This is a genomic window from Microbacterium algeriense, from assembly GCF_008868005.1.
Classification (GTDB): Bacteria; Actinomycetota; Actinomycetes; order Actinomycetales; family Microbacteriaceae; genus Microbacterium; species Microbacterium algeriense.
This window is the reverse complement of record NZ_WAAO01000003.1, coordinates 597,784-611,306: the sequence shown is the minus strand read 5'-3', so window position 1 is coordinate 611,306 and position 13,523 is coordinate 597,784. Positions and strand designations below refer to the sequence as shown.

Here is a 13,523-nt window from a genome sequence, read left to right as displayed (position 1 = left end):
GGGCGTCTACACTGGCACGCTGTGGGGGATCAGGTACTGCTCGCGTTCATCGCGATAGCGATCGGCGTGGCGGTCGGCGTCGTGCTGTTCGTGCCGTTCGTGGCGGTCAGCTACCGTCGCCGCGGGCGCCTCGGACTCGGCCGCACACTCCTGTGGCTCGCGGCCCTCATCTACTTCTGGGCGATCTGGACGTACACGCTCCTTCCGCTGCCCGACCCCGACACGATCCGCTGCGTCGGGGCGATCACCGACCCGATGTCGGTCGTCCGCGACGTGCAGAAGGCGTTCGCGGCGCCGGGCAATCCGCTGCGGCAGCCCGCCCTGCTGCAGCTGGTGTTCAACGTGCTGCTGTTCGTGCCCCTCGGCTTCTTCGTGCGGGTGCTCGCCGGCCGCGGGATCCTCGTGGCGCTCGCCGCGGGGTTCGGGCTGTCGCTCCTGGTGGAGACGACGCAGCTGACCGGAGTGTGGGGCGTCTACCCCTGCGCGTATCGCTTCTTCGACGTGGGCGACCTGATGACGAACACGCTCGGCGCGGTGGTGGGCTGCACGATCGCGCTGGTCGTCCCGCCGTCGATGCGAGGGTCTGAGGCGAAGCCGGATGCCGACCTCCCCCGTCCGGTGACGCGCGGACGGCGGGCGCTCGCGATGCTGTGCGACGGTCTGGCGTACTTCTTCGTGAGCTTCGGTGCCGGCGTCGCCGTGCAGCTCTGGCTCGAGTACGTGGTGCGCGACCGGGAGGCAGTGCTCGACGGTTCCATCGCCGCCGCGGTGGGGACGATCGCGCCGGCCGGCGTCTTCCTGGTGCTGATCCTGTCGACCGGCCGCTCGATCGGCGACATCGCCGTGCAGCTGCGTTACTCGGGTTCGCGTCTTCCGGCACCGTTCGCGCGCCTCCTGCGCTGGGCCGGCGGCATCGGCGGCCTGAGCGCCCTCGCACTCGGCGGCGGCCTGTTCGATCTTGCGTCTTCGCTCCTGATCCTCGTCGCGATCGTGATGCTCTTCACCACCCGCGCGGGCCGTGGACTCCCGGGGGTCCTCTCCGACCAGCACCTCGCCGACGCCCGCACCCCCGCGCGCCCGCACGCCCGCCCATGAGCCTCGCCCGCCTTCCCGTATCCCGGAGGGATCCACAGCGGTTTCCGATCACGAACGCGTAACGTCACGGTCATGACGACTGTTCACGTCACCGAGGCCACGATCAACCAGGCCCGCGAACTGCGCGACGAGCTGCAGCGGTTCCTGCGCGAGTACGAGTTCGGGATGCGCGAGGTCGAGACGAAGATCTCGATCCTCCGTGACGAGTTCACGCACGACCACGCGTACAACCCGATCGAGCACGTGAAGAGCCGCCTGAAGTCACCGGACAGCATCGTCGAGAAGCTCGCCCGGAAGGGCATCGACGAACCGGACTTCGACCGCATCCGCGCCGACATCACCGACATCGCCGGCGTGCGGGTGACCTGCAGCTTCGTCGCCGACGTGTACCGGCTGTTCGATCTGCTCACGGCGCAGGACGATGTCACGGTCCGCACGGTGAAGGACTACATCGCGCAGCCGAAGGCCAACGGCTACAAGAGCCTCCACGCGATCATCGAGGTGCCCGTCTTCCTGTCGACCGGTGCGCTCTCGGTGCCGGTCGAGGTGCAGTTCCGCACGATCGCGATGGACTTCTGGGCGAGCCTGGAGCACAAGATCTACTACAAGTTCTCGAATCAGGTGCCGGCTCATCTCGTCGACAGCCTGTCGGATGCCGCGGATGCCGCCGCGGAGCTCGACAGCCGGATGGAGCGGCTGCACCGCGAGGCGCACGGCGTGCCGCAGCGTCAGCTCGCGCCCCCGCCGCCGCCCGCTCCGCCTGCACCCCCGGTCGCTTCTCCGCCGCGGGTCGTCGGCGTCTAGAGCCCGGCCGCGAGGCGGAGGTCGCCGCGCTCGGACGGGGCGGCGGCGTCACAGGATCGTCGTGAGCGTCCCGCCGTCGGCACGAAGGGCGGCGCCGTTCGTCGCCGACGATCGCGGGCTCGCCAGGTACAGCGCCAGCTGCGCGATCTCCTCCGGCTCGATGAAGCGCTCCAGGAGCGAGGTCGTGTTGCGCGCGGCGATGGCCTGCTTCAGCTCGGATGCGGGCAGCCCCTGTGCCAGAGCGATCTGCTCCACGGCGCGCGCGACGCCCTCCGAGTAGGTGGGTCCGCCGACGATGCTGTTGACCGTGACGCTGGTTCCGCGCGTCGACTTGGCCAGGCCGTTCGCGAGGGCGAGCATCGCCGCCTTGGTCGCACCGTAGTGCGTCATGTCCGCGGGGACGTCGATCCCCGACTCGCTCGCGACGAAAACGATCCGTCCCCAGCCCCGGGCGAGCATCCCGCCGAGCATGTGGCGGGAGAGGCGGACTCCGCTCATCACGTTCACGTCGAAGTACCGCTGCCACTCCTCGTCGTCGATGTCCGTGAACGGCCGCACGTCGAAGATGCCGACGTTGTTGACCAGGATGTCGATCTCGCCCAGTCGGCCGAGCAGGTGGCGTACCTGCTCGGCGTCGGCGAAGTCGGCAACGATCCCGGTGACGTCCGCATCGGGTCGGAGGGCCCGCAGCTTTTCGGTCGCGGCGCAGAGACGCTGCTCGTCGCGCCCGTTGACGACCACGGCGGCGCCGGCGCGGACGAGCCCGGCAGCGATCGCGTATCCGATCCCTTCGGTCGATCCGCTGACGAACGCCCGCTTGCCGGTGAGTTCGAGTTCCATCTGTGTCTCCTCTGCGTAATGACTTTCCTGAGCAAGTCAGCCTGACTTTCCTGGTCAAGTCAAATCGCGTGAGGCGATACGCTGTGGGGATGACGACGAACGGCGCGATCCCGCCGCTGGCGGGGGAGGAACTCGAGACCTGGTCGGCCATGGCGACGGTGCTCGAGTGGTTGCCTTCAGCACTCGATGCCCAGCTCCAGCGGGACGCGCAGGTCACCCATTTCGAGTACGGCGTGCTCTATGCGCTCGCCCATGCCGAGGATGGGCGGCTGCGGATGAGCGTGCTGTCGTCCTACGCGAACAGCACGTTGTCACGGCTGTCCCGTGCGGCTACCCGCTTGGAGGGCAAGGGGTGGATGCGGCGCTCCCCCGACCCGAGCGACGGCCGATTCACGCTCGCGCACATCACCGACAGCGGCCGCGCCAAGGTCGACCAGGCGTCCCCCGGTCACGCGGAACTCGTGCGCGAGCTCGTCCTCGATCGGCTCACGGCCGTGCAGCGCCGACAGCTACGGGAGATCTCCCGGCGGATCGCCGGTGCCCTCCGCGACGAAGGCGGCTGGCGCCCGCCGACGCCCTCCGACGAGGACTGACGCCGCGGCCGGCGGTCGGCCACGGAGATCCGCACTGCCGTCGCCCATTTCCCGACAGAGAGTGCGACACGGGCGCGTTTCTCCGACGAGAGCGCGACGCGGGACGCGCGTCCGAACGGCGGCCTAGCCGAGGAACTCGCGGGCGGCGGCCGACATCGCAGTGACGCCGACCTCGATCGTGGGGTGGATCTCCGGAGCGTAGAACGGCGAGTGGTTGGTCGGGATGTCCTGCTCCAGGCGGCCTGCGGAGGCGGCCTCGGCGAACCGTGCCGGGTCGACGCCGCCCCAGAACCAGAACACCAGCGGCGCCCCGGCATCCCGCGCGAACCACGAGACGTCCTCGCTGCCGGTGAACATGCCGGGATCGATCACGGCCGCTTCGCCGAGTGCGCGCTGCAGCGCCGCGGACACCCGTGCCGTCGCCTCGTCGTCGTTGATCGTGGCGGGGAGCGTGTGGTCGGTGCGGATCTCGGGCTCACGCTCCGCACCCGATGCCGTGGCCTCCGCCCGCACGATGCGCTCGACGCTCGTGAGCACCTTCTCGCGCACTTCTTCGTTCGGATAGCGCAGGCTGAGCTCGAGCTTCGCCTCCGCGGGGATGATGTTGTTCTTCAGTCCGGCGTGGATGGATCCGACCGTGACCACGGCGACGCCCTGCGGGTCGATCTCGCGCGAGGCGATGGTCTGCAGGCGCATCACGGTGGCCGCGGCCATCACGACGGGGTCGATCGTGGCGTGGGGGCGCGAGCCGTGCCCGCCGCGGCCGTGCAGGGTGACGGTGAGTCCGTCGGAGGCCGCCATCTGCGTCCCGCTGCGCACGCCGATCACGCCGGCGGGGAGCGGGGTCACATGCTGGCCGAGCACGACGTCGGGCTTCGGGTGGCGGTCGAGGATCCCGTCGTCGAGCATCGCGCGCGCCCCGGCGCCGTACTCCTCGGCGGGCTGGATCAGCACGACGAGCGTTCCCGACCAGTCGGACCGCTCGGCGACGAGTCTCTCGACGGCGCCGATCATCGCGGTCACGTGCATGTCGTGTCCGCAGGCGTGCATGACGGGAACGGTCGTCCCCGCGGGGTCGACGCCCTTCGCAGTGCTGGCGTACGCCAGACCCGTCTGCTCCTCGACCGGCAGTGCGTCCATGTCGGCCCGCACCCACACCACCGGGCCGTCGCCGTTGCGCAGGACGCCGACGACGCCCGTGACCCCGACGCCCTCTTCGACCTCGAGGCCCAGGTCGCGCAGGTGCTGGGCGGCGATGCCGGCGGTGCGCGTCTCCTGGAACGAGAGCTCCGGATGCTGGTGCAGGTCGATGTAGAGCGCTTCGAGGTCGATCGTCATGGCCCGAGCCTAGCCGGGCGTCAGGTGCGGGAATAGGAGTTCAGGGCGGGGCCCGGATGCAGGACGGCGTTGACGATGGCCTCGATCGCGAAGGCGCTGGCGTCGCCGAGTCCGATCACGTCGGGGTGCAGCAGCCACTGCAGCTGGAGTCCGTCCATCACGGCCAGGATGGCCGCGGCTGCCGAGGCGATCGTGTCCGGATCGGAGACGCCCTCCTGCGCGCACAGCTCGTGGAACGCGGCCGTGACCTCGCGGCGCAGGGTCGTGTAGCGCTCCTCGAAGAACGGTCGCGAAGGGTGGTCGTCGGTGACGGATTCCGCCGACAGGACCGTGTAGGCCTGCACGATCCCCGGGCGCTTCTCATTCGTGAAGGCCGTGCGCACGAGGTGCAGGAACAGTTCCGGTCCCCCGGGGATGTGCTTCTGGGCGAGGCCGGCCACGTCGTCCTGGTCGCGGTAGGCCAGCACCTCGAGCAGCAGCTTCTGCTTCGAGCCGAAGTGATGGAGCACCCCGGCGTGCGTGATGCCGACCTGCTCCGCGACGTCGGCGAGGGTGCCGTTCGTCGAGCCCTTGTTGCCGAAGATCTCGATCGCGGCCTTGAGGATCTGCTCGCGTTTCGCGAGGGTCGCCGGGCGCACGCGCACTGTCTGGTCGCCGTCTGCCACCGCGTCTTCCTCTCCGTCGTCGAGCTGTGGTTGCGAACCAACTTACTACTCGGTAACCTCACCACAGCTTACTTTCTCGACAGTAAGCAAATCACGACCGTCGGCGGGCTCCCGTCCTCCGGCGACGCAGCACAAAGACCCGTGCCAAGGAGAAGCAATGAAGCTCAGGAAGTCTCTGATCGCCGTGACCGCGATCACCGCACTCGGCATCTCGGCCCTCGCCGGATGCTCCGCTGGAGGAGGGGATGACGACTCCGGCAGCGGCGCCGGATCGGCGGCCCTCACCATCGCGAAGCCCGACGGGGCGATCACCACCGAGTCGAACAACCCCTACGTCGGCGACTCGTCCGCCTCGAAGTACGGCTACGGCAAGGTGATCTTCGAGACGCTCGGACTCGTCAACCAGACCGGTGACCGCGGCGTCACGCCCTGGCTCGCCGAGAGCATCGAGTGGAACGACGACTACACCGTCCTCACGGTCGTCCCCCGCAAGGATGTCACCTGGAGCGACGGCGAGCCCTTCACCGCCGACGACATCGTGTACAGCTACGAGCTCGTCTCCACGCCGGCGCTGGACACCGCCGGTCTCAAGTTCCAGAGCGCCGAGATCGACGGCGACGCGGTGGTGCTGACCTTCGGCGAGTCGAAGTACGTCAACCAGGCGCGCGTGCTGCATGTGCCGATCGTCCCGAAGCACATCTGGGAGAACCTCGACGACCCCGCCACGAACCCCGTCAAGGGCGACGACCTCGTCGGCACCGGCCCCTACGTGCTGTCGAACTGGTCGACCGAGTCGGTCACCCTCGAGGCGCGCGACGACTACTGGGGCGGCGACCTCGCCGTGCCCGAGCTGCACTACGTCTCCTATGGCGACAACACGGCGCTCACCACCGCTCTCGCGCAGGGCGAGGCCGACTGGGCGCAGGCGTTCATCCCGCAGATCCAGGAGCAGTTCCTCGACGCCGACCCCGAGCACAACAAGTTCTGGGCCGCGCCCACGACGGGCTCGGCCACGCTGTTCATGAACCTGCAGCAGAAGCCGTTCGACAACCCGGCCTTCCGCCAGGCTCTCGCCTGGGTGATCGACCGCGACGCCTACGTCGACATCGCGCGTGAAGGCGCCAGCGAGCCCGTGTGGTCGGTGACCGGACTGTCGTCGATCCTCGAGGACGAGATCCAGCCCGAGTTCCAGGGCGAGGAGTACGAGGTCGACGCCGAGAAGGCGCGCGACCTGCTCGAGACGGCCGGGTACACCTGGAAGGACGACGCGCTGATCGACCCCGACGGCGCTCCCGTCTCCTTCACGCTGTCCGTCCCCTCCGGCTGGAGCGACTGGAACACGGCGCAGGAGCTCATCGCGGAGGACGTGACCGAGTCCATCGGGGCCGAGGTCAAGATCGACATGCCGGACTGGGGCGGATGGGCCGACCCCCGCGACAACGGCACCTTCTCGGCGATCATCCACTGGCTGGAGGACAGCGGCACGGCCTACGGCCTCTACACCTCGACCATGGACCCGCGCTGGATCTCGCCCGAGGGCAAGGCCGGCTTCAACTTCGGCCGCTTCGACGACCCGGTGGCCACCGAAGCGCTGAACACCTACGCCAACGCGTCGTCGGACGAGGAGCGCACCGCCGCCCTCGACACCCTGCAGCAGATCTTCGTCGAGCAGGTGCCGGCGATCCCGCTCGGCGCGCACCCGCTGCTGGGCGAGTTCAACACCCGCAACTACGTGGGGTGGCCGTCGGAGGAGGACCCGTACGCGTCTGCCGACCCGACGCAGCAGAACATCGTGCAGATCCTCACGAAGCTGACCCCGGCCGAGTGAGGGCTTCGACAGGCTCAGCCACCCACGGCGGGGCTTCGACAGGCTCAGCCACCCATCCGGGTTGCTGAGCCTGTCACCCCCTGGGTCCCTGAGCCTGTCGAAGGGCCACCATCCCTGGGTCCCTGAGCCCGTTGAAGGGCCACCATCTCTGGGTCCCTGAGCCTGTCGAAGGGCCACCATCTCTGGGTCTCTGAGCCCGTCGAAGGGCCGAACCCGCGATCCACACCGAGGACACCCCATGCCAGATCCCCTGCTCACCGTGCGCGACTTCTCCGTCGTGTACGACGTCGATCCGCCCGTCGAGGCGGTGAAGAACGTGACCCTCGAACTGCAGCGCGGCGAGATCCTGGGCCTCGCCGGGGAGAGCGGCTGCGGCAAGACCACGCTCGCCTACGGGGTGCAGCGCCTGCTGCGTGCCCCGGCCGTCATCACCGGCGGCAGCGTGACCTTCCACGACGTGACCGGTGTCGACATCGACATCAACGCGCTGGACGTCGACGCGATGCAGCGATTCCGCTGGGACAAGGTGTCGATGGTGTTCCAGGGCGCGATGAACGCCCTGAACCCCGTGGCGACGATCGGCTCGCAGCTGGAGGACGTGTTCGAGATCCACCGCCCCGACATGAACCGCAGGCAGCGGCGTGCCGAGGCGGAGGAGCTGCTCGAGATCGTCAAGGTCGGGCGCCAGCGCATCCGCTCCTTCCCGCACGAGCTCTCCGGCGGCATGCGCCAGCGCGTCATGATCGCGATGGCCCTCGCGCTGCGTCCGCAGCTGATGGTCATGGACGAGCCGACGACCGCGCTCGACGTGCTGGTGCAGCGGGAGATCCTCAAGCAGATCTCCCAGCTGCGGCACGAGTTCGGCTTCTCGGTGATCTTCATCACCCACGACCTTCCGCTCCTGCTGGAGATCAGCGACCGGATCGCGATCATGCGCGAGGGAGAGATCATCGAGCTCGACACGGCAGAGCGCATCTGGACGCAGCCGGAGCACGAGTACACGAAGACCCTGCTGTCGTCGTTCCCCCGGCTCACCGGGGAGAGAGGGGTGCTGGTGCGATGACCACCCTCGAATTCCGTCACGTCACGAAGGCGTACAACGTGCGCGGCGCCGGCCAGATCAAAGCTCTCGACGACGTGAGCTTCACGCTGACGTCCGGCCAGACGATCGGCCTGGTCGGACAGTCCGGCAGCGGCAAGTCCACGATCGCGAAGATCCTCACCCAGCTCGAGACCCCGACCAGCGGCGAGGTGCTGCTCGACGGCACGCCGATCCCGCGCCGCGGCAGAGGCCTGCGGACCTACCGCCAGCAACTGCGCATGGTGTTCCAGGACCCGTTCGCCTCGCTCAACCCGTACCACTCGATCCGCTACCACCTGGAGCGGCCCATCCGCCTCGACGATGTGGTGCCCAAGAAGGACACCGAGAACGAGGTGCGTCGGCTCCTCGACCGGGTGCGCCTCGACGCGGACGCGGTGATCGACCGCCGCCCCCACGAGCTGTCGGGCGGCCAGCGGCAACGCGTTGCGATCGCCCGTGCCCTGGCCTCGCGTCCCTCGCTCCTGGTCGCCGACGAGCCGGTGTCGATGCTCGACGTCTCCATCCGGCTCGGCGTGCTGAACCTGCTCGCCGACCTGCAGCGCGAAGAGGGACTCGGCGTGCTCTACATCACGCACGACCTGGCGACCGCTCGACACTTCAGCGACGAGATCATGGTCCTCAACCAGGGGCGCGTGGTCGAGTACGGCACCGCCGACGATGTGATCCTCAACCCGCAGGACCCCTACACCCGCGAGCTGCGCGCGACCTCTCCCGATCCGGAGAAGCACTTCGCCGCGGCGGCATCGAACGGAGGCACGCTGTGAGCACCGCATTCCCCCAGCTCGACGACAACGACCTCGTCGCCCGCGATGCCCTCGAGGTCGGCACCACGGCGACCACGGCAGAGCGCTCCAGGCGGCCGGTGCCGTGGCGCTTCTTCGCCGGTCGCGCGGCCTTCTACCTGTTCACGCTGTGGGCGGCGATCACGATCAACTTCTTCCTCCCGCGGCTCATGAAGGGCGACGCGGTCAGCTCCTACCTCGCCCGCAATCGCAACGTGAGTCCCGAGGCGGCTGACGCCCTCCGCATCCTGCTCGGCATCGACACCGACAAGTCCATCTGGCAGCAGTACCTCGAATACTGGGGGATGCTGCTGCGCGGCGACCTCGGCATCTCGACCCTGCACGGGCTGCGGCCCGTCGCGGAGGTGCTCGCCGCCGCCCTGCCCTGGACGCTCGGGCTCGTCGGCATCGCGACCATCATCTCGTTCGCGATCGGCACGCTGCTCGGAGCCGTCGTGGGATGGAAGCGGGGCAGCAGGCTCGACGCGATCATCCCGGTGACGACGTTCTTCAACACGATCCCGTACTTCTGGCTCGGGCTCATCGCGATCGCGATCTTCTCCTCGACCCTGAAGTGGTTCCCCTCATCGCACGCCTATGACAAGGGGCAGTCGCCGGAATGGAGTCTCGACTTCATCGGCCAGGTGATCGCGCACGGCACGCTGCCGGCACTGACGATCGTGGTCGCCTCGCTCGGCGGCTGGGTGCTCGGCATGCGCAACATGATGCTGACCGTGCTCGACGACGACTACATCACGGTCGCGCAGGCGAAGGGCATGCCCAACAAGCGGGTGCTCTGGGGATACGCCGCCCGCAACGCGGTGCTGCCGCAGATCCAGAGTTTCGCGCTGTCGATCGGCTTCATCGTGGGCGGCACCATCGTGATGGAGATGGTCTTCAGCTATCCGGGTGTCGGCAAGCTGCTGCTCGACGCGACCAACGCCAAGGACTTCGCCCTCATGCAAGGTGTGTTCCTCGTGATCACGCTGTCGGTGCTCGTGGCCAACATCCTCGCCGATGTCGTCTACGCCTACCTCGACCCGCGCACGCGCCAGATGGAGTCCTGACATGACCGTTCCCACCACCGCAGCGACGACAGCGCCCGACGGATCGGCCGTCGTCTCCGGCATGCCCGAGACCGCGACACTGCGCACCCCGCCGGCGGGAGCGCCGCCGCGCAAGACGTTCTGGTCGCAGCTCGCGCAGGCGTTCGCGATGTTCCGCAATCCCAAGTCGATCGCCGGGCTCATCATCCTCGGGGTGTTCGTGCTCATCGCGATCCTCGCCCCGTGGATCGCCCCGTACGGACCGACCCAGAAGGACCGCACGGCGCTGCGTCAGCCGCCCTCCTGGGAGCACTGGCTGGGCACGACGCACATGGGCGAAGACGTGCTGAGCCAGATCATCTACGGCACCCGCGGGGTGATCGTCGTCGGCTTCCTCGCCGCCTTCATCGCCACGATCATCGCGATCACGATCGGTGTGATCGCCGGCTACGTGCGCGGCTGGAAGAGCGAATCGCTCTCGGCGCTGACGAACGTGTTCCTGGTGATCCCCGGCATCCCGCTCATCATCATCATCGCCTCGCAGTTCGAGAACCCGCCGCTGATCGTGATCGCCGCGGTGCTCGGGCTCACCGGGTGGGCGTGGGGCGCCCGCGTGCTGCGGGCTCAGACCATGTCGCTGCGCAACCGCGACTTCATCCAGGCCGCGCGCGCGAACGGCGAGCCGCTGCGCCGCATCATCACGGTCGAGATGCTCCCGAACCTCATGGCGCTCATCGCCTCGAGCTTCGTCGGCACCGTGACCGCGGCCATCCTCGGCCTCACGACCCTGGCCTTCATCGGGGTGATCCCGGTCAGCAACCTGAACTGGGGGACCATCCTGTTCTGGGCGCAGCAGAACGGCGCCTTCCCGCGTCTGTGGTGGTGGTACGTGCCGGCCGGGCTCTGCATCGCGATCATCGGCGTCGCGCTCTCGCTCATCAACTTCGGCATCGACGAGTACGTCAACCCGCGCCTGCGCTCGGCGGGAGAGCGGGCCAGGGCGATGAAGAAGAAGGGGCTGAACGTGAACGACGCCGTCACGGCCGTCCGCAGCGTGCCCCTGCCGAAGAAGGCCCCCGATCCCGTAACGTCGGCGACTCCCGACGACTCCGCGAAGACCTCGACACAGAACACGAAGTGATGACCTCTCAGACCCTGACCACGCAGCTCCCGTACCAGGACCCCGCTCTCTCGATCCCCGAGCGCGTGGCCGACCTCCTCAGCCGCATGACGCTGGAGGAGAAGGTCGGGCAGATGCTCCAGCTCGACGCTCGCGACGACATCGACGACCATATCGCCCGCCGTCATGCGGGCTCGATCCTGCACACCTCGCCCGAGCGCATCCTGCGGGCGAACGAGCTCACGGCCCAGACGCGCCTCCGCATCCCGCTGCTGGTGGGCGAGGACTGCATCCACGGCCACTCGTTCTGGCCGGGGGCGACGATCTACCCGACGCAGCTCGGCATGGCCGCGTCCTGGGACTCCGCGCTCGTCGAACGCGTCGCTCGTGCCACGGCCGAGGAGGTCGCGGTGACCGGCATCCACTGGACGTTCTCGCCCGTGCTGTGCATCGCCCGCGATCTGCGCTGGGGCCGCATCGACGAGACGTTCGGCGAAGACCCGTTCCTGATCGGCGAGCTGGCTTCGGCCATGGTGCGCGGGTACCAGGGCGACGGGCTCGACGACCCCACCGCCATCCTCGCGACGGCCAAGCACTTCGCCGGCTATTCCGAGACCCAAGGCGGGCGCGACGCGAGCGAGGCCGACATCTCCCGCCGCAAGCTGCGCTCGTGGTTCCTGCCGCCGTTCGAGCGCGTCGCCCGCGAGGGGTGCCGCACGTTCATGCTCGGCTACCAGACCACCGACGGCGTGCCGATCACCACCAACGACTGGCTGCTCAGCGACGTGCTGCGAGGGGAGTGGGGCTACACCGGCACGCTCATCACCGACTGGGACAACGTCGGACGCATGGTGTGGGAGCAGCGGATCCAGCCCGACATCACGCACGCGGCCGCGGCGGCCGTGCGGGCGGGCAACGACATGATCATGACCACGCCGGCCTTCTTCGAAGGAGCGCTGGATGCCGTGGCGAAGGGCATGCTCGCCGAGGACGCCTTCGACGCGGCGGCCGCCCGCATCCTGACGCTGAAGTTCGAGCTGGGGCTCTTCGAGAACCCGCGCCTGCCCGGCACCGAGCTCGACGCCGTGGTGGGCAGCGCTGAGCACGCGAAGCTGAACCTCGAGGTCGCCCGCCGCTCGCTCGTGCTGCTCGAGAACGACGGCGTGCTGCCGCTCGACCCCGCGTCCGCGCTGAAGGTCGCGCTCACCGGCCCGCTCGCCGACGACGCGCAGACGCAGCTCGGCGACTGGGCCGGCGGCTCCGGCCAGGCGGGCTGGCTCGACGGTCAGCCCCGCGAGATGATCACGACCGTGCTCGACGGGCTGCGGTCGATCGACGGCTGGAGCATCACCCACGCCCGCGGTGCCGACATCCTCACCCTGGAAGAGGACCCGCAGGGGGCGTTCTTCCCGGACCATCAGCCGCGTCCGCCCGTGGTGAAGCCCTGCGAGCCCGACGCCGCGCTGATCGCCGAGGCGGTCGCCGCCGCATCGGACTCGGATGTCGTCGTGGCAGTCGTCGGCGACCGGATCGAGCTCGTCGGCGAGGGGCGCTCCACCGCGACGCTCGAGCTCATCGGCGGGCAGAACGCCCTGATCGATGCGCTCATCGCGACCGGGAAGCCCGTCGTGATCGTGCTGCTCGCCTCGAAGCCGCTCGTGCTCCCGGCCTCCGCGTCGAAGGCGGCTGCCGTGATCTGGGCGGCGAACCCCGGGATGCAGGGTGGGCGTGCACTGGCGGACATCATCTCCGGAGCGGCCGAGCCGTCCGGGCGCCTGCCGATCTCGTTCGCCCGCCACGTGGGTCAGCAGCCGACGTACTACAACCAGATCCGCGGACAGCACGGCGACCGGTACGCCGACCTCACGCAGTCGCCGGCGTGGGCGTTCGGCGAGGGGCTGTCGTACACGACCGTGGAGTACTCCGACCTGTCGCTGGAGGAGACCTCGCTGGGGGAGTCCGACACGATCGTCGGACACGTCACGGTGTCGAACACCGGCGAGCGGCCCGTGCGCGAGACGGTGCAGGTGTACGTGCGCGACTCCGTGACCAGCGTGAGCTGGACCGACAAGGAGCTCAAGACCTTCCGCCAGGTCGACCTCGCTCCCGGTGAGTCGGTGCGGGTGCGCCTGGAGCTGCCGGTGTCCGACTGCACGATCGTGGATGCTGCGGGCAACCGTCTGGTCGAGCCCGGCGCGTTCGAGCTCCTGGTCGGCCCGAGCTCGCGCGACGAGGTGCTCCTCTCCGCCACCTTCCAGGTCGACTGACCCGTTCCGGTCGCGATATGACAGCCAAAACCGCCCGGTTTCG

The 13,523-nt window shown here is 68.9% G+C and carries 12 protein-coding genes; 9 read left to right on the top strand and 3 right to left on the bottom strand.

Features of this window, described 5'->3' with window-relative positions; genetic code table 11:
* The first annotated feature begins 21 nt into the window (after positions 1-21).
* Both F6A08_RS16595 and F6A08_RS16590 read left to right on the top strand, forming a co-directional pair.
* Complete coding sequence (locus tag F6A08_RS16595) at positions 22-1,095, top strand: VanZ family protein (RefSeq protein ID WP_151460064.1); 1,074 nt, start codon at positions 22-24, stop codon at positions 1,093-1,095.
* A 72-nt stretch (positions 1,096-1,167) separates the two neighbouring features.
* Positions 1,168-1,899, top strand: coding sequence for a GTP pyrophosphokinase (locus F6A08_RS16590; RefSeq protein ID WP_124894695.1), 732 nt, complete (start codon positions 1,168-1,170; stop codon positions 1,897-1,899).
* A 48-nt stretch (positions 1,900-1,947) separates the two neighbouring features.
* Here the strand turns inward: F6A08_RS16590 and F6A08_RS16585 are convergent, their stop codons facing one another.
* Complete coding sequence (locus F6A08_RS16585) at positions 1,948-2,739, bottom strand: SDR family NAD(P)-dependent oxidoreductase (RefSeq protein WP_151460063.1); 792 nt, start codon at positions 2,737-2,739, stop codon at positions 1,948-1,950.
* A gap of 89 nt (positions 2,740-2,828) precedes the next feature.
* Here F6A08_RS16585 and F6A08_RS16580 point away from each other — a divergent pair, with 89 nt between their 5' ends.
* Complete coding sequence (locus F6A08_RS16580) at positions 2,829-3,332, top strand: MarR family winged helix-turn-helix transcriptional regulator (protein WP_151460062.1); 504 nt, start codon at positions 2,829-2,831, stop codon at positions 3,330-3,332.
* Positions 3,333-3,455: 123 nt separating this feature from the next.
* Here F6A08_RS16580 and F6A08_RS16575 read toward each other — a convergent pair whose 3' ends face one another.
* Positions 3,456-4,670, bottom strand: coding sequence for an amidohydrolase (locus F6A08_RS16575; protein ID WP_151460061.1), 1,215 nt, complete (start codon positions 4,668-4,670; stop codon positions 3,456-3,458).
* 20 nt (positions 4,671-4,690) lie between these two features.
* Positions 4,691-5,335, bottom strand: a complete 645-nt coding sequence (locus F6A08_RS16570) for a TetR/AcrR family transcriptional regulator (RefSeq protein WP_017204228.1) — start codon at positions 5,333-5,335, stop codon at positions 4,691-4,693.
* Between the two features lie 157 nt (positions 5,336-5,492).
* Between F6A08_RS16570 and F6A08_RS16565 the strand changes: the two genes are divergently transcribed.
* The 6 genes from F6A08_RS16565 (at position 5,493) to F6A08_RS16540 (ending at position 13,480) form a co-directional block, all read left to right on the top strand.
* Positions 5,493-7,163, top strand: a complete 1,671-nt coding sequence (locus F6A08_RS16565; protein ID WP_151460060.1) for an ABC transporter substrate-binding protein — start codon at positions 5,493-5,495, stop codon at positions 7,161-7,163.
* 238 nt (positions 7,164-7,401) lie between these two features.
* On the top strand, positions 7,402-8,226 hold the full coding sequence (locus F6A08_RS16560; RefSeq protein ID WP_017204230.1) for an ABC transporter ATP-binding protein: 825 nt from the start codon (positions 7,402-7,404) through the stop codon (positions 8,224-8,226).
* Positions 8,223-9,029 (top strand): ABC transporter ATP-binding protein, encoded by an 807-nt coding sequence (locus F6A08_RS16555; protein ID WP_151460059.1) that lies wholly within the window; start codon positions 8,223-8,225, stop codon positions 9,027-9,029. The genes F6A08_RS16560 and F6A08_RS16555 overlap by 4 nt, the downstream gene beginning before the upstream one ends.
* Positions 9,026-10,114, top strand: a complete 1,089-nt coding sequence (locus F6A08_RS16550; RefSeq protein ID WP_151460058.1) for an ABC transporter permease — start codon at positions 9,026-9,028, stop codon at positions 10,112-10,114. Before F6A08_RS16555 ends, F6A08_RS16550 begins: the two co-directional genes overlap by 4 nt.
* Position 10,115: 1 nt before the next feature.
* On the top strand, positions 10,116-11,234 hold the full coding sequence (locus F6A08_RS16545; RefSeq protein ID WP_192576804.1) for an ABC transporter permease: 1,119 nt from the start codon (positions 10,116-10,118) through the stop codon (positions 11,232-11,234).
* Positions 11,234-13,480 (top strand): exo-beta-d-1,3/1,6-glucosidase, encoded by a 2,247-nt coding sequence (locus tag F6A08_RS16540; RefSeq protein ID WP_192576803.1) that lies wholly within the window; start codon positions 11,234-11,236, stop codon positions 13,478-13,480. The genes F6A08_RS16545 and F6A08_RS16540 overlap by 1 nt, the downstream gene beginning before the upstream one ends.
* Positions 13,481-13,523 lie beyond the last annotated feature (43 nt).